14 protein-coding genes are annotated in these 14862 nt (G+C 52.7%); 6 read left to right on the top strand and 8 right to left on the bottom strand.

The annotated features are described in order from the left end of the window. Positions 1-90: 90 nt before the first annotated feature. Genes VI01_RS12010 through VI01_RS11995 form a run of 4 tightly spaced genes read right to left on the bottom strand, consistent with a single transcriptional unit; the run spans position 91 to position 3985 of the window. Positions 91-798, bottom strand: a complete 708-nt coding sequence (locus VI01_RS12010) for a hypothetical protein (RefSeq protein WP_045815289.1) — start codon at positions 796-798, stop codon at positions 91-93. A gap of 51 nt (positions 799-849) precedes the next feature. Further along, positions 850-1998: a beta-propeller fold lactonase family protein gene (locus tag VI01_RS12005; protein WP_045815288.1), complete on the bottom strand. Its 1149-nt coding sequence runs from the start codon at positions 1996-1998 to the stop codon at positions 850-852. Positions 1999-2031: 33 nt separating this feature from the next. Then, a complete protein-coding gene (locus VI01_RS12000; protein ID WP_045815287.1) occupies positions 2032-2670 on the bottom strand; it encodes an aldolase in 639 nt (212 codons plus the stop codon). 10 nt (positions 2671-2680) lie between these two features. Next, on the bottom strand, positions 2681-3985 hold the full coding sequence (locus VI01_RS11995) for an MFS transporter (RefSeq protein WP_045815286.1): 1305 nt from the start codon (positions 3983-3985) through the stop codon (positions 2681-2683). A 264-nt stretch (positions 3986-4249) separates the two neighbouring features. On the opposite strand from VI01_RS11995, the gene VI01_RS11990 reads away from it, so the two are divergent. Then, a complete protein-coding gene (locus VI01_RS11990; RefSeq protein ID WP_045815285.1) occupies positions 4250-5284 on the top strand; it encodes a LacI family DNA-binding transcriptional regulator in 1035 nt (344 codons plus the stop codon). Here the strand turns inward: VI01_RS11990 and VI01_RS11985 are convergent. Next, on the bottom strand, positions 5281-5970 hold the full coding sequence (locus VI01_RS11985; protein WP_045815284.1) for a substrate-binding domain-containing protein: 690 nt from the start codon (positions 5968-5970) through the stop codon (positions 5281-5283). The genes VI01_RS11990 and VI01_RS11985 overlap by 4 nt on opposite strands. A gap of 2 nt (positions 5971-5972) precedes the next feature. Beyond that, the gene (locus tag VI01_RS11980) at positions 5973-7220 is read right to left on the bottom strand and encodes an alpha-hydroxy acid oxidase (protein WP_045815283.1); all 1248 of its coding nucleotides are present in this window, start codon (positions 7218-7220) and stop codon (positions 5973-5975) included. Between the two features lie 205 nt (positions 7221-7425). Here VI01_RS11980 and VI01_RS11975 point away from each other — a divergent pair, with 205 nt between their 5' ends. The 3 genes from VI01_RS11975 to VI01_RS11965 are packed head-to-tail and all read left to right on the top strand — an operon-like array spanning position 7426 to position 9876. Beyond that, positions 7426-8091: an aspartate/glutamate racemase family protein gene (locus tag VI01_RS11975; RefSeq protein ID WP_045815282.1), complete on the top strand. Its 666-nt coding sequence runs from the start codon at positions 7426-7428 to the stop codon at positions 8089-8091. Beyond that, positions 8085-9374: a 3-oxo-tetronate kinase gene (gene otnK / locus VI01_RS11970; protein ID WP_045815281.1), complete on the top strand. Its 1290-nt coding sequence runs from the start codon at positions 8085-8087 to the stop codon at positions 9372-9374. The genes VI01_RS11975 and otnK overlap by 7 nt, the downstream gene beginning before the upstream one ends. A 43-nt stretch (positions 9375-9417) precedes the next feature. Continuing rightward, positions 9418-9876: an OsmC family protein gene (locus tag VI01_RS11965; protein WP_045815280.1), complete on the top strand. Its 459-nt coding sequence runs from the start codon at positions 9418-9420 to the stop codon at positions 9874-9876. Here VI01_RS11965 and VI01_RS11960 read toward each other — a convergent pair whose 3' ends face one another. Both VI01_RS11960 and VI01_RS11955 read right to left on the bottom strand, forming a co-directional pair. Then, positions 9877-10962: a diguanylate cyclase gene (locus VI01_RS11960; protein ID WP_045815279.1), complete on the bottom strand. Its 1086-nt coding sequence runs from the start codon at positions 10960-10962 to the stop codon at positions 9877-9879. A gap of 126 nt (positions 10963-11088) precedes the next feature. Further along, positions 11089-11988 (bottom strand): DMT family transporter, encoded by a 900-nt coding sequence (locus VI01_RS11955; RefSeq protein ID WP_045815278.1) that lies wholly within the window; start codon positions 11986-11988, stop codon positions 11089-11091. 97 nt (positions 11989-12085) lie between these two features. On the opposite strand from VI01_RS11955, the gene VI01_RS11950 reads away from it, so the two are divergent. Together VI01_RS11950 and VI01_RS11945 are read left to right on the top strand one after the other, a co-directional pair. Further along, entirely contained in the window at positions 12086-13420 is a 1335-nt protein-coding gene (locus VI01_RS11950) for a PLP-dependent aminotransferase family protein (protein WP_045815277.1), read from the top strand. 140 nt (positions 13421-13560) lie between these two features. After that, complete coding sequence (locus VI01_RS11945; protein WP_045815276.1) at positions 13561-14823, top strand: MFS transporter; 1263 nt, start codon at positions 13561-13563, stop codon at positions 14821-14823. Positions 14824-14862 lie beyond the last annotated feature (39 nt).

The following is a 14862-nucleotide window of genomic DNA, read 5'->3' as shown; positions in this document are numbered from 1 at the left end:
TATTTGGTGTTAAATAAGAAAACATTTCCGCAACAAAGTTGCGGGAATGCAGAATATCAAATGTTTTTGATTTACAAAATAAAAACAGTGCTATAACAGTTCATAATCATTAAAGATGATATTTTCACCACTGGCCGCCGTAATATCGACTTTCCCAGGCTCGGTTAAAAAAGCATCTCCCGGATGAACCCATAGCTCTTTCACTCGATTCGGATGTTTGTCGTCAGCAAGTAATACCCGCCCTTCGGTAAAGAAGACGCGAACGCCCGGCCCATGCTGGGTATATTCGCCGCTGCTCTCGCCGGGTTTCAGGGTAACCTTCCAACCTTTGACGGTTTTCTTATCTAATACTTGTTGGAAAGCTTCACGAGCTGGACGGCTGGCACCGCCAAAATGTTGGGGGCCAGGAATATTAATTTCAAATGCGACTTGATGATTAACATTCGTACCGGTATTAGTGACTTTATCTGTATCAGATTTACCCTGATGTTCACCAAATTTAACATTACCGGTTTTCATCTCGGTATTATTAACCGGTTTATCGGGATATTCGATTTTTACCGGACTGCCTTCGATATGTGTATTGACATAGTCCAGATGTTGTTCATGAAACAACGTTGACTCGCCGGGCTGGATTAACACCCGCATGACCGTCACATATTTATTTTCCAAAATAACATGGTGCAGAGGTTCCAAATCAGTCGCCACAACTTTTTCAGTTGCCTGAGCTTGCAGACTGGCAGTAAAGATTGCGGTGCACATCAAGGTACTGGTGATCGTTTTGCGAACAATAGACATTACGACTCCTGTTAAAATAACGAATAGCAGATGACATTAAGCGAGTGATATTTACTCAACAATCGTCACCCAATTTGCACCCTTCCCAGTTGGCGCTCGCTCAAGCAAATTAAGCTTCCCGCTTGCCGGGTTAATCGCGTAGAGCGCCACCTGTGTTGATTTCTGTCCTGATTCGATTAAGAAATGGCCTGAGTTATCAATAGCAAATCCACGGGGCTGCTCTTCCGTTTTGGTACTATTAATGAAGCTTAAATGACCATCGTCCGGTGAAATCTGGAAGGCAGTAATATTGCTGCTGGTGCGCTCGGTGGAATAAAGGAAGCGTCCGTCTGGGGTAATGTGAATATCAGCCTGCCATAAACGCGGTTTTTCTGACTTTGGCAGATCATCATCGCCAGTCAGTGGACGCGCCTCGCCGCGCTGCATGGTACGGGCAATCACTGGATCGAGTGAGGGTGTCGCTTCATGTTCGTTCAGCGTGCCATCTTTATTCAGCGTCAAGCGTGAGATGTTGCCTGCCATCTCGGTTAATAAATAGAGATTCTGCTCGCCCTGCCCATCCGGTTTCGGTGCGAAAGCAAAATGGCGCGGCCCGGTTGCGGCTTCTCGCTGAATGTTCACAAAAGCGGGCGTGTTGGCTGTCACTTTGCCGCTTTGACTGTCAAAACGATACTGCAACATCTGGTCTGCACCCAGCAACGGCACGTAGAGATAGTGGTTGCTAGGGTCAGTCTGGATCGAGTGAGCACGCTTGCCGGTGTGAACCACCTGGACAGGTGCGCTTTCTACTTTTCCATCATTGGCGATGCGGTTAATACTGAACAAATCGCCGCCGTACGAAGATGACAAGAGGAAGCGCCCCGTCTTATCCAGTGCAATATAGGCCATCGCTTCCGGCAACGGAGTATCGGCAAAATGACTCAACGTGCTATCAGAGGCGATATGCCAACTCGATACGTGATAAGGCTGACTGCGGACCGAGACATACAGCGTTTTTTTGTCCTTCGACACCACCATTGGCATACTCTTCAACCCGGTTTGATATTCACCAATGGGGCTGAGCGTCTGCTTGGCTTTATTCAGCGTATAGGCGGTTACCGTACCGCTGTCACCGTTTGATACGTAGACGAATGCCGTCTCTTGCGCCATGACCGTTGAAGCGCAGAGCATCATGCCTGCTGCAATTAGCGTTTTTTTCATTTATTTATCTCTTTTGTAGGGTACAGCCTGTGACTACCAGCGTGTTTTAAAGTGCTCGCACAGCTCCAACACTGCGGTTTCCGGTAATGCCGCCGGTTTCGTTGTGCAGTTTAGCCACAGACGTGCCGTTTCTTCTAACTCTTCCAGTGAGAAACTGGCCGACGAAACCGAAGTTCCCCAGATCACCGGACCTAAGCGCTCAAGCATCACGCCGCGCACATCGTTCGCCAATGCAGCGACCTGCTCCGCCACTTCGGCATGGCCCGGGCGACGGTAAGCGATCAACGGGATACGCCCCACTTTCATCACCTGGTAAGGTGTTAACGGTGGCAGAATGCTGTCGCGCTGCCAGACGCCAGCCAGCGTCAGCTGCACCAGATGAGTGGAATGGGTATGAACCACGCCTTGCGCCTCAGGATTGCGGTCATAAATCTGACGATGCAGAAGCAACGTTTTTGAGGGCTTATCACCTGAAACCCACTCACCATCACGATTAACCTTGGCAATACGCGAAGGCTGCAAATGTCCCAGGCAGGCATCGGTTGGCGTAATTAACCAGCCATCTTCCAAACGGGCGCTGATATTACCGGCAGTGCCCGTGGTGTAGCCGCGATTGAAAAGATCTGCGCCGACCTGGCAAATCTCTTCACGTAAAGATTGTTCGTTTTGCATCACGCTCTCCTTATTTAGCTGTCGCAACGACGGGGGTTTTACGAGTGGGAGTGATTGGCAGTGGCTCGAGCTTGCCGAGGACAAACAGGAAGGTCAGCGCACCCAGCACGCAGATCCCTCCCGCCACCAGCAACGGGACCACAAAGGAACCGTGACTCAGGCTGAGCATCAGGCCGGTAAAGGAAGCGGTGACAATGCCTGCGAGATTACCGGCGAAGTTCTGGATGCCGCCCAGTGTCGCCACGTAGTAACTGGCAGGAGCCACATCAGCAGGTAGTGTCCAGATGTTGGCGGCCGTAAAAGCGAGGCCCGCATAGGTAATGGAGAACAGCGTCAAGATCACCGCGTTGCTGTCGGTAAACGCCGCGAACGCAATCACCGATGACAGCAGCATGCCCAATACGAGACAGGTTTTACGTGCGGTGGTCAGACTGAAGCCTTTGCGGTATAGCGCATCGGAGGTCACGCCGCCCAGTAAACTTCCCGGAATCCCCATCAAAGCCGGGATCGCCCCCAGTGTGCCCAGCTCCTTCAGTGAGAAACCGTGTGCTACGGTCAGGTAAGTCGGGAACCAGGTGACAAAGAAGTAAGTGGCAAAATTCATGCAGAAGAAACCAATCATCATGCCCCACACGTTGCGGTGGCGGAACAATGACCACAAATCGACTTTTGCATTGCCCTCAATTACTGGAGCGGCACGATCTTCGAGCAAGTTTTGTCGTTCGGTCTCGTCCAAGCCTTTCATCTCTTCCGGCTCGCGGTAGAACACCAGCCAGATAGCGACCCACACCAGACCTAATGCGCCGGTGACAACGAATGATGTTTCCCAGTCCCAGGTGCTGATAAGCCAGGCCACCAACGGCAAGGCCAGCGCACTGCCCGCACGTGGGCCCGCATCGAAAATACCACTCGCCGTCGCTCGCTGTTTTTTCGCAAACCAGCTGTAGACCACTTTGACACAGCCGGGGTTCCCCCCCGCTTCACCGATACCCAACGCCAAACGCGCCGCGAACAACGAGGTAAACCCTTTACCGAACGAGGTGAACACCGTAAACAGCGACCACCAGCCCACGGCTAGTGCCAAGCCAGCACGGGCTCCTAAACGGTCGATCAAACGCCCTGCCGGGATCTGCATCAAGGCATATGTCCAGAAGAATGCCCCCAGCACCAGCCCCATACTGGTGTCATCCAGTCCCAAATCCGCTTTGATGTGCGGCGCCGCGATGGCAAGGTTGATGCGGTCGATGTAGTTGATGGCGATGGCAAAAAAACAGAACACGATCATCAACCAGCGAATTCGTGGATATCTGCGCATGGTGAATTCCTTTATGATTTATTTGTAAGTAACAGAGGTTCTGCGGCGTATCGGGCTGCAGGGCCAGGGTAGTGGTTAAAATGCGGAGCAACTCGTCACAAATCGGTTAATAAATCGTGAGCGGGTGACCCCAACCTGATAACATGTTGTCAAAAGTAAGCGATTACAAAATACAGTCAAGCCAAAAGTAAGCGCTTTCAAAATTGATTGTGAGTTGCCTGTGATTTTTGTGGGCAAGCTCACTCTTTCTGCAGGAGTGACTTGATGAGTGAGAAACAAAATGGATCTGGCCGCGTATCACTGGAAGATGTTGCGCGTCTCTCTGGCGTCTCAACGGCCACGGTGTCACGCGTTTTAAACGGGAGCAGCACCGTCAAAGCCGCCCGTCGTGAGGCGGTTGAAAAGGCGTGTGAAGAGTTAGGCTATGTGATTAACCGTGCAGCCCGGACACTGGCCTCGCGCCGCAGCATGACGATTGGCGCCGTGGTCCCTACCCTCGCAACAGAAACCTTTTCTCGCCCGCTGGCGGCGTTTCAGCAGTTAATTCATGAGGCGGGCTATACGTTGTTGTTGGCCAATTCCAATTTCGACCCGGATACCGAGCTTAAAGAAGTGAACAAGCTGATTGAGTACGGCATTGATGGCTTGATGCTGGTGGGTCATACCCACCACCCCAAGCTTTGGGAAAGAATTCAGCAGCAAGAGATAGCCTGTGTGCAGACTTTCTCACTGGATCAGGAGAAACCTTGTGTCGGCTATGATAGCGAAGGCGCAGCGGAGGTGATTGCCAATCATCTGTTAGCGCTGGGACACCAACGTTTCGCGGTGATCGTCGGCACCCCGCCGTCAAACGACCGCGTTTCTGAACGTCTCAAGGGTACGCGGCGCGCACTGGAGAAGCAGGGTCTGGCGTTACCGGATAGCCACCTGATCGATAACGCTTTCAGCATGAATGACGCGCGCAAAGCGGTGTTTCGTCTGCTGGATGGGCCGCAGCCACCCACCGCCATCATCTGCGGTAATGACCTGCTGGCGTTTGGCGCTATGCGCGCCGCGAGCGAACGCTATTTGCGTATTCCGAATGATATTTCCATCGTGGGCTTTAATGATTACGAATATGCCGAGCACCTTGAGCATCCGTTGACCACAATGCGCGTAGACTTGGCTTCAATAGGCGAACACGCCGCGCAGTTCCTGTTAAACACGCTCAATAACCTGCCTGCTCAGGCACATACGGTGATCCAAACAGAGTTAATTGTTCGGGGCAGCACCGGCTCTGTGCCCCGACAAGAGCGTTAATCGCGGCGTAACATACCGAACTGGTTGAAAACTTGCGTGACTGACGGGGTTTTCAGCCACGCCAGAAATGCAGCCGCCTCTTCAGGGTAGGTTGCCTCTTGCAGCAGCGCAGCGGAAAGCGAAATGGGCTGCTGAGTGCCAGCCGGCAACGGCCCCACAATATCGATGCCTGGCACCATCAGCAATTCACTGATCTGCTGTACAGCGATATCCGCCTTGCCATTGATCAGTTGCTCAGCGGTAAATCCGGCCGGAATCACCGTTCCGCGTTGACGCAAAATCTCATCGATATTCAACTGCTTAATCAGCCGAGAAAACCATTGACCGCTGGCTCCTGCTTCGGACCAAGCCACCGAACGTGCGGCCACCAGGCTGTCGATTAAATGCTCCCGGCTACTGATATCCGGTTTTGGCGTGCCAGACTTCACCGCAATGCCAATCGGAGAATCCACCACTTCTATCCGACTATTGGCATCCACGAGGCGATCTTCTATGAGTCGATCGACCGTTTCGACCGTGGCTATGATCGCCTCGGCTTTGGCTCCTTGCCGTATTTCTTGTTCAATGAGGGTGCTGGGATGCCAGCGTATTGCCAACCGATGGTCCGGTTGCAGGCTTTGCCACTGTTTTAACAGCTCTTCAAAAGGCGCGCTTAACGCAAGCGCGCTATAGATGGTTAACTCCATGCTTAATCCTCACGGGCAAACAGGGGTGCGCGGCGCAAGAACGCAGCATTCAGTTGATCAGGCCGTGTGACACCGAGCAGTGCCATATCGCGATCAATTTCGTCACGTAGGATATGCATAGCATGCTCGATACCCGCTTGCGCACCGATAACCGATCCGTACAGGAAAGGACGTCCTAAGAAGACAAAATCAGCGCCTAGCGCCATCGCTTTCATGACATCGGTGCCACGGCGGATGCCGCTGTCGATAATCACCTTCATATTGCCTTTGGCAGCCGCAATCTCCGGCAAGGAATGCAGTGGCGGGATGGTGTAATCCAATTGGCGGCCACCATGATTCGAGAGGATCACGGCATCTGCGCCTAAATCACGCGCGATAAAGGCATCTTCAGGCGACATCAAGCCTTTCACCACCAAATTGCCTTTCCATTTTTTGCGGATAGCTTCCACATGCGTCCAGCTCAACTTGTCACGTGCGTTGGTGTTTCGCACCTTGTTCGACATCATCGGTGGACCGCGCTCAGCATCGGTATTTTCAAAGTGCGGTGCGCCATGGCGGAGATAGGTCTGCGCCACGGTTCCCAATAGCCAACGTGGACTGATAGCGCTCTGCCACATGACTTTCGGGGTGATTTTGATGGGCATACTAAAGCCGCTGCGGGTGTTGTGCTCACGGTTGCCCAACATCGGGGTATCTCCCGTCACCACCAGTGTTTTGTACCCCGCACGCTCGACGCGATCGAGCAGGCGGTCAATACGTGGCTGGTCTCCCGCGAGATAAGCCTGGAACCAGGCATCAGGGTTTGCGGCAATAATATCTTCCAGGGGAATCAAGGATGACGCACTGAGTATCATCGGCACATTCTTAGCGCGCGCAGCTTTGGCTAACATCAGGTCAGCCCGGTAGCTCACAAAGGAGGCTCCTCCGAGTGGGGCGACGCCAAATGGCAGCGACCAGCTATGCCCCAGCAGTTCAACATGTTGATCGCGCCCGGAGACATCGCGGAACATACGTGGAACGAAGTGATATTGCTGATAAGCCTCATGGGCAGCCGCGAGTCCCCTACCGGTTTCAACTCCCCCTTTAACATATTGAAAAATCATATTCGGCAAGCGCTTACGCGCGTGGCGTTCAAAATCCTCTAAGGCCAGAAGGTCGCGAAAATGTCGCGGCAAAGTGTTAACTGGACGCGTCTGCGCTTCCGGTTTCTGTACGATGTTGATAGCAGTGGTCTCTCCACGAGTCGTCATAGCGCGTTCTCACATTTAAAAAAGTAAGCGTTATCAAAATTGTTTATAGCCAATTATTTTCTGTTTTATATCCTGACAGACGCTCAGATTTTTTATGTGATCATCATCACCATATCAAGTAAAATGTAAGCCCTTACATTTTAATTTTTATCTGAGTATGGTGTTCTTTAGTACATCGAGCCTATGGCAGCTAACGGAGATCAACATGAGCCAACGAATCGTTTTACTGCATGCCACGCCAGTCGCCATGCCGCCTATTCAGCAAGCTTTCAAAGACGAATGGCCAGAGTCGGAAATCGTGAATTTGCTGGATGATGGTTTGACGATTGACCGAGCGAAAACGGAGCAATTAACCCCCGAACTCATCGAACGCTTTGTCGCACTCGGACACTATGCCTACACCATGCAAGCACAAGGCATTTTAGTCACCTGTTCAGCATTTGGCCCGGCGATAGAACAACTGGCCGCAACCCTGCCAATCCCCGTACTGAAGCCGAATGAAGCGATGTTTGAGGCCGCGCTTCAGTCAGGTCAACGGATTGGCATGTTGGCGACATTCGGCCCTTCTCTGGTCACCATGTGCGATGAGTTCGATCACTATGCAGCACAGTGTGGTTCTGACGCCAAGCTGGAAACCCTGTTGGTACCTGATGCGATCGATTTATTGCGTAAGGGCGATGTCGCCAGCCATAACCGGTTGGTGGCCGAATATGCCCCTCGGCTAAGCCACTGCGATGCGATTATGCTCGCGCACTTCTCTACCTCACAAGCTGCTGAAGCCGTCCGGGAACGCGTTTCAGTGCCCGTCCTGACCGCACCGCATGCCGCAGTGAAAAAACTGCGCGCCGCGCTGGGAGAAACATCATGCTGATTGGCGTAATTGCTGATGATTTTACCGGTGCCAGTGATATTGCGGTGACACTCTCCAAGGGGTTAACTGGTGAAGGTGGATTGCGCACGACGCAATATCTTGGCGTACCCCTGCACCCTGCCGCTCCAGCCGTGGAAGCGGGAGTCATTGCGCTCAAATCGAGGTCTATACCCGCAGCCGATGCCGTTGAGCAGTCGCTGGCGGCTTGTGAGTGGTTACTCGATCAGGGCTGCACACAGATTATATTCAAGTATTGTTCAACCTTTGATTCCACTGCCGAGGGCAATATCGGCCCAGTACTGGATGCACTAACAATGCGCTTGCAGGCAAAACAGGTCATTGTTTGCCCGGCCTTCCCCACCATGGGACGCACGGTTTATCAGGGCAATTTGTTCGTTCACGATCGCCCGCTGAATGAATCAGGCATGGAGCATCATCCCATCACTCCGATGAAAGATGCGGATATTCGTCGCTTATTAGCGCAACAAGCTGTCACACCTGTTGGTCATATTGCCTGGCAGCACGTAGCTCAGGGCAGCGAACCACTTCGTCAACAATTCGCGAGTGATGATGAAGTGAAATTAGTGGTTGTGGATGCGTTAAGCGACCACGACCTCACCATTATTGGTATAGCGGCGGCGGGATTCCCACTGATCTCCGGTGGTTCTGGCATTGCACAAGCGTTACCGCATAACTTCATCAAAGCGGGTCTCGCTCAAGGTGGGAATCAGGAACAACCTGCGGTGGAGGGGTTAAGTGCGATTTTGGTTGGCAGCTGTTCTGGCGCAACACGCGGCCAAATAGAAGCCCATCAGCAGCATTCCGCGGTATTAGCACTGGACATCCAGCAGGTAATGCAAAACAACATCACAGCCGATGATATTGTGCAGTTTATTCTTGATCATCAGGCAGACTGCCCGCTGGTTTACTCATCTGGCGATCCGCTTAGCGTGAAAAAAGCGCAGGAACAATATGGTCAACAGCGTATATCACAACGTCTTGATCAACTCTTCGGCGATGCTGCGCACAAACTGGTTTATGAAGCAGACATTCGGCGATTAGTGGTTGGCGGTGGAGAAACGTCAGGTGCGGTGGTCAGTGCACTGAACCTTGGCTCACTGCAGGTGGGCAATGAGATCGATCCCGGTGTTCCCACCTTGTTTAGCCACTCAGATCAACCACTGGCGCTTGCACTTAAGTCAGGCAATTTTGGCAGAAGAGATTTCTTTCAACATGCTTTGAACACATTAGGTGGCGATTATCATCTTGATAAAATAGAGTGAGTTATCCCACTTATATTCACGTGACATGTTGAGGAACAGAGGTATGGCCAAGGAACACCATTATCAGGTTACAGTGCGCTGGACAGGCAATCGCGGTACAGGCACGTCTTCTTATACGGCTTACGATCGTAACGGTGAGATGCTGGCAGATGGCAAACCCACGATGCCATTAAGCGCCGATCCGGCATTTCGTGGCGATGCCACGCGCTGGAATCCTGAAGAGTTATTGCTGGCTTCGGCCTCAGCCTGTCACAAGCTGTGGTATCTGCACCTGTGCGCGGACGCGGGCATTGTGGTGGAAGCTTATGAGGATGCCGCGGAAGGCACCATGGTGGAAGGGGCGCGGGGTCGTTTCACGCAGATCACGCTGAAGCCGCATATTACGCTGCGCGATCCGGCAGATGCGGATCGCGCGCGTGAGTTACATCATCAGGCCCATGAGGCCTGTTATGTGGCGAATTCACTCAACTTCCCGGTGAATTGCGAGCCGACGTTTGCCTGATCAGGCGGCGCCGGCCAATGGCGGTTGCGGAGGTACCCACAACCGCACTCCATTTCGTCCGGCGCGTTTTACCTCGTATAACGCTTCATCTGCATGGCGTAACCAATGGCGCAAAGTTTCGGCGTTGGCGGCTGAAGCAATGCCGATACTCACCGAGCAGCGAAACTCTGCCGACGCCGGTAGACGCACCTGGGCGATTTTTTCTTTCAAGCGATTTGCCAGCGCGACAACCGACTCATCGGTCGCGTGATGCACGATCACGCCCAGTTCATCGCCGCCGAAACGCGCGGGAATATCCTGTAATCCCACATGATTGCGTAGCAGCGCTGATATCTCAGCCAGCAGAAAATCCCCGGCTTCGTGGCCCCAGGTATCGTTCACCGACTTGAAGTAATCGAGGTCCATCAGCAACAGATAGCCCGCACTTTCGCCACGACGCGTACTCAGGAATTCACTCTCCAGGCGGCGTTCAAACAGACGGCGGTTAGGGATTTCCAGACCAGGGTCCATTAACGCAATACGCTCCAGCTCCCGGTTTCGTTTACGCAATTGCCAGGTCAAATTGTAAGACGTCACGCTCAATACCAGCATATAGCAGGTCGCCAGCGGCAATGTCAGCCAGACGGTTTGCGGACTGAATGCGAGATGGACGCCCGCGCCATCCACCAGCCAGACCATAACGAAAGCGCAAAGGAACGCCTGCATGGCAGCGATTAACTGCGCTGCGCCCCCTGCCGCATAACGGTCCGAGGCCAGCACGGCCATGATAATGAACGAAGGAAGCGGACTGAGCGCCATCAGCGCCACCCAAATCCCACCGAATGCCGCGTCCAGCGTTAAGTTATGGCGTTCGGTGCCGGTGGAGTCTTCTGCACGCAATGCCCGGCGATAAGCCACCCACGGCCAGATAAACGCATTGATAAATAACAGGGCGCTGAACGCCACACCGCGATCCATCTCCATCAATACCGAGAGAATCGGGAAGAAACATAAAATTGTGCCAAGCTGGCGCATGATAAACATACGACGCACGAAGCGCTGCGAACGCCGCTTCAGATGGCTATCATCAGGTGAGTAATAATTCATTCACTGGAAAAGTCTGATCGACAAGAAATGCAGTTTAACGGGAAAAACAGTGAGCGGAGCGCTTTATTTTAAGAATTTTTACCTTGCGCTTAACAACTGCGCAAGATTCGTTAGTTTTCTGTAAAGCTATCGCCCAAATTTACGCGCGGCGGCCAAACAACCTACAACGGCTGCCGTCACCGCCAGCATCGATGGATTGATGGATTCATGGAGCAATAAAGCCGAAAAACTGAGGCCAAAGAAAGGCTGTAATAGCTGAAGTTGACCTACGCTGGCGATGCCACCGGCTGCCAAACCTCTGTACCAAAAAATGAAACCAATCAGCATACTGAACAGCGATACATAACCTAAAGCCCACCATGCTGACGCCTGAACAGGTGAAAAACGCATAGGAGCAGTCATCACTGTTGCCAGCAGCATGATCGGCAGTGAAAGAATCAGTGACCAGCATATGACCTGCCAGCCGCCCAGATGACGAGTAAGCATCGCGCCTTCCGCATAACCCAGGCCGCACACTAACGTCGCTGCGAGCATCAGGATATCACCGGTAAGTGAAACCGCGGCACTTTGCGCCAGCGCAAATCCCATGACCAATAGACACCCGATAGTGGAAAAGAACCAGAATGCTCTTCGTGGTCGTTCGCCTCCGCGAATGACAGCAAAAAACGCGGTAGACATTGGCAGCAATCCGATAAAAACGATGGAATGTGCGGAGCTGACATGCTGTAACGCCAGTGCAGTGAGCAAAGGAAAACCTACTACGACACCGAGTGCGACGATAAACAAGGAGAAAAGCTGGCTGAGGGCAGGCCTGCTTTGCCTTAGAGCGAAAATCAGCAGAAGCGCCAACATTCCCGCTATTGAAGCCCGCATGAAGGTTAGGAAGAAGGGGTCAAAACTTTGTACTGCCACGCGCGTAGCCGGTAATGACCCACTAAAAATAATCATCCCGATGAATCCGCTTATCCATCCTTTTAATCCAGAATTGCAAGCGTGACACACGCTTGTGTTGCTGCTACTTGCCATAAACGCCACCTTGATTCATTGACTTACCCACCGTTGACGCTACAGAGCGTAAATGACAGCATTAAAGACAATCAAAAAATTGTCATGGATACATTAGATGAAGGCCCGCTATAAAGTCATCGTTGATGAATTCGCCAGCGCGATACAACTCGGCCATTTGCCCGCAGGGACACGATTGCCCACGCACAGAGCTCTCGCCAGTCAACGCGCTATCTCATTAGCCACCGCAACACGTATTTACAATGAGCTGGAAGCCATGGGGCTGGTGAGCGGAGAAACAGGTCGGGGAACCTTTGTCAGGGAAATTTTACGCCCACTGGGATCAGGTGATGATCAACAGCGAGTTGCACCAGATGTATTAGATCTGAATTTCAACACCCCTTCCCTGCCAGAACAAGCTGACCGTCTACGCAGTGCGCTGCGACAACTTGCGACACGCGGTGACATCGAATCGTTATTGCGCTATCAGCCTTATGCCGGGCGTTTGAACGACCGTGAAGCGGTTGCCTTTTACCTGAGCAATATGGGGCTTGTTCCGCAAGCCGAAAACGTTCTCATCGTTAACGGCGCGCAACATGGTTTGGCGATAACCGTAATGGGTTTGTTGAGACCAGGTGATGTTGTCGCGGTTGATGCTCTGACTTATCCGGGCTTTAAGGTGTTGGCCAGCCTGTACCATCTGGAGCTAGTCCCTATCCCAGTCAATTCTTCAGGCCCTGATCTTGTGGCTTTGGAAACAGTCTGCCAAAGCAGGCGGGTTCGCGCCATTTACACCATGCCTACATTGCATAATCCGCTGGGCTGGGTCTTGAACAAGGATCAAAGAGAAAAAATCAGCTCAATCGCTCGAAAATACAATTTGCTGATCATCGAGGATGCTGCTTACGCTTACCTCGCTCAAACGGCGCCAGCACCACTGGCGTATTACGCTCCTGAACGTACGATATATGTCACTGGTTTTTCTAAGAACGTGGCGACGGGGTTGAGAGTTGGTGCCGTAGTGTGTCCTGCGGAACATCGTGATGCACTGGAACGCGCGATTCGCGCCACTAGCTGGAACACACCCGCATTAATGACTTCCATCCTCTGCGACTGGTTGCGAGAGGGTTACATTGCTCAACTTGAGGAAGAGAAACGAAATGATGCCCAGCAACGTCAGGCCCTGGCGCGAAAGATCTTGCACACTTTTACCTGCTATGGCCATCCGAATGCGTATTTTATCTGGATTGTATTACCCGGTGAGGCTCGGGCGGAGCGCGTCATGAAACGTTTACTGCAGAGTGGGATTTCCGTATCAACCGCAGAACCTTTCAGCACTTCCTCCATCGTACCGCAGGCTATCCGACTGGCGCTGGGGTCTGTAAGCCTGCATGCGTTGCAATCTGCATTAAGAGAAGTAAAGGAAGCGATTCATTTTGAAGAGGGTTTGTAAAACGAAGCGTGGTTTTCAGCCACTCGATAATTAAAACTTTGAACCCACAGCGATTTTCAGCAGCAGATTAGCACCAGCAGTTGTCACAATGACGGCCAGACCGCAGGATGTTCACTGCCCTTTGTTGATAGGAAAACGTCATGTCTCTTTCTGCGGCACACAAGCGCGTGCTCATTGCCGGATCCGTCGGCAATTTTATTGAGTGGTATGAATTCGCCGTTTACGGTTTTATGGCCACGCTGATGGCTAAAAACTTCTTCCAGCTTGAGGGTGAAAGTGCCCTCACCAGTTTGATCCTGACCTATGCGGCATTCGCCGTGGCCTTCTTTTTCCGCCCGTTAGGCGCGATTCTGTTCGGCAGGCTTGGCGATCGCTATGGACGCAAACCGGTGCTGATCGCTGTGCTGATTTTGATGACGCTCGCCACAGTCGCGATGGGTCTGGTGCCGGTTTACGCCTCGATTGGCGTTGCCGCACCGCTGCTGATTACCGCGTTACGCATCCTGCAAGGGTTGTTTGCTGGCGGAGAGTACGGCGGCGCAGTTTCACTGATGACGGAGTTTGCGCCTCCCGGCAAGCGCGGCTTTTACGGCGCCTGGCAGTCTCTGACCGTGGCGTTTGGCCTGCTGGCAGGCGTGGCCGTGGTGGCCGTTTTGCCGCTGATGGTAGGAGATGCAGCTATGAGTGCCTGGGGCTGGCGCATTCCTTTCCTGCTCGCACTGCCTCTTGGAGCGATTGCACTTTGGCTACGGTCAGGCTTAGAAGAGTCTCCACAGTTTGAGCAAGCAACAGATGCAAAAAGCGCGTCGGTCAGCGCTACTGTGCGTGCCATTGTGCTGGGAATCGGACGACTGATGGTGTGGTCCGCAGCGGGTTATACCTATCTGGTGATCATGCCCACCTATTTGCAGGCTGCGCTGCATACCGGCTTCAACCAGGCGCTGCTGATTGCGGTGATCTCTAATCTCGGTTTTGCGGCTACCATCCTGCCTGCGGGTATCCTGAGCGATCGCGTGGGACGACGCACAGTGATGTTACTGGCGACTTTCCTGTTGCTGGTGCTGGCATTCCCGCTGCTGAAAGTACTACAAGACCCACAAAATGGCTTGCTAATCAAAGCGGCTGTGGTGTTTGTCGCGGGTGCCTTGGTTGGCATGCTCGCAGGCCCCGGCCCCGCGATGCTGGCGGAAATGTTCCCGACGCGCGTGCGCTATACCGGGCTTGGATTAGCCTACTCGCTCTCGAATGCACTGTTTTCCGGTTGTGCGGGGTTGATTATTACCGGATTGATGAAGCAGACGGGTAATGCAGATATTCCGGCGTGGTATGTGATGGGCACCGCGCTGGTAAGTTTCGTGGCGCTGTTAACGTTGAATAAAGACGATCACCGCAGGCCACTTTAAAAAGAAGGCGGCCATCAGGCCTAATGCCGATCAGTTAAG

The organism is Pantoea sp. SM3 (assembly GCF_000963995.1).
Classification (GTDB): Bacteria; Pseudomonadota; Gammaproteobacteria; order Enterobacterales; family Enterobacteriaceae; genus Pantoea; species Pantoea rwandensis_B.
Note: the sequence above shows the minus strand (reverse complement) of the source record. Positions and strands in the feature narration are given on the sequence as shown.

Coding starts and splice junctions, on each gene's coding strand:
- VI01_RS12010 (WP_045815289.1), bottom strand. CDS start 798: ATGTCTATTGTTCGCAAAACGATCACCAGTACCTTGATGTGCACCGCA.
- VI01_RS12005 (WP_045815288.1), bottom strand. CDS start 1,998: ATGAAAAAAACGCTAATTGCAGCAGGCATGATGCTCTGCGCTTCAACG.
- VI01_RS12000 (WP_045815287.1), bottom strand. CDS start 2,670: ATGCAAAACGAACAATCTTTACGTGAAGAGATTTGCCAGGTCGGCGCA.
- VI01_RS11995 (WP_045815286.1), bottom strand. CDS start 3,985: ATGCGCAGATATCCACGAATTCGCTGGTTGATGATCGTGTTCTGTTTT.
- VI01_RS11990 (WP_045815285.1), top strand. CDS start 4,250: ATGAGTGAGAAACAAAATGGATCTGGCCGCGTATCACTGGAAGATGTT.
- VI01_RS11985 (WP_045815284.1), bottom strand. CDS start 5,970: ATGGAGTTAACCATCTATAGCGCGCTTGCGTTAAGCGCGCCTTTTGAA.
- VI01_RS11980 (WP_045815283.1), bottom strand. CDS start 7,220: ATGACGACTCGTGGAGAGACCACTGCTATCAACATCGTACAGAAACCG.
- VI01_RS11975 (WP_045815282.1), top strand. CDS start 7,426: ATGAGCCAACGAATCGTTTTACTGCATGCCACGCCAGTCGCCATGCCG.
- otnK (WP_045815281.1), top strand. CDS start 8,085: ATGCTGATTGGCGTAATTGCTGATGATTTTACCGGTGCCAGTGATATT.
- VI01_RS11965 (WP_045815280.1), top strand. CDS start 9,418: ATGGCCAAGGAACACCATTATCAGGTTACAGTGCGCTGGACAGGCAAT.
- VI01_RS11960 (WP_045815279.1), bottom strand. CDS start 10,962: ATGAATTATTACTCACCTGATGATAGCCATCTGAAGCGGCGTTCGCAG.
- VI01_RS11955 (WP_045815278.1), bottom strand. CDS start 11,988: ATGGCAAGTAGCAGCAACACAAGCGTGTGTCACGCTTGCAATTCTGGA.
- VI01_RS11950 (WP_045815277.1), top strand. CDS start 12,086: ATGAAGGCCCGCTATAAAGTCATCGTTGATGAATTCGCCAGCGCGATA.
- VI01_RS11945 (WP_045815276.1), top strand. CDS start 13,561: ATGTCTCTTTCTGCGGCACACAAGCGCGTGCTCATTGCCGGATCCGTC.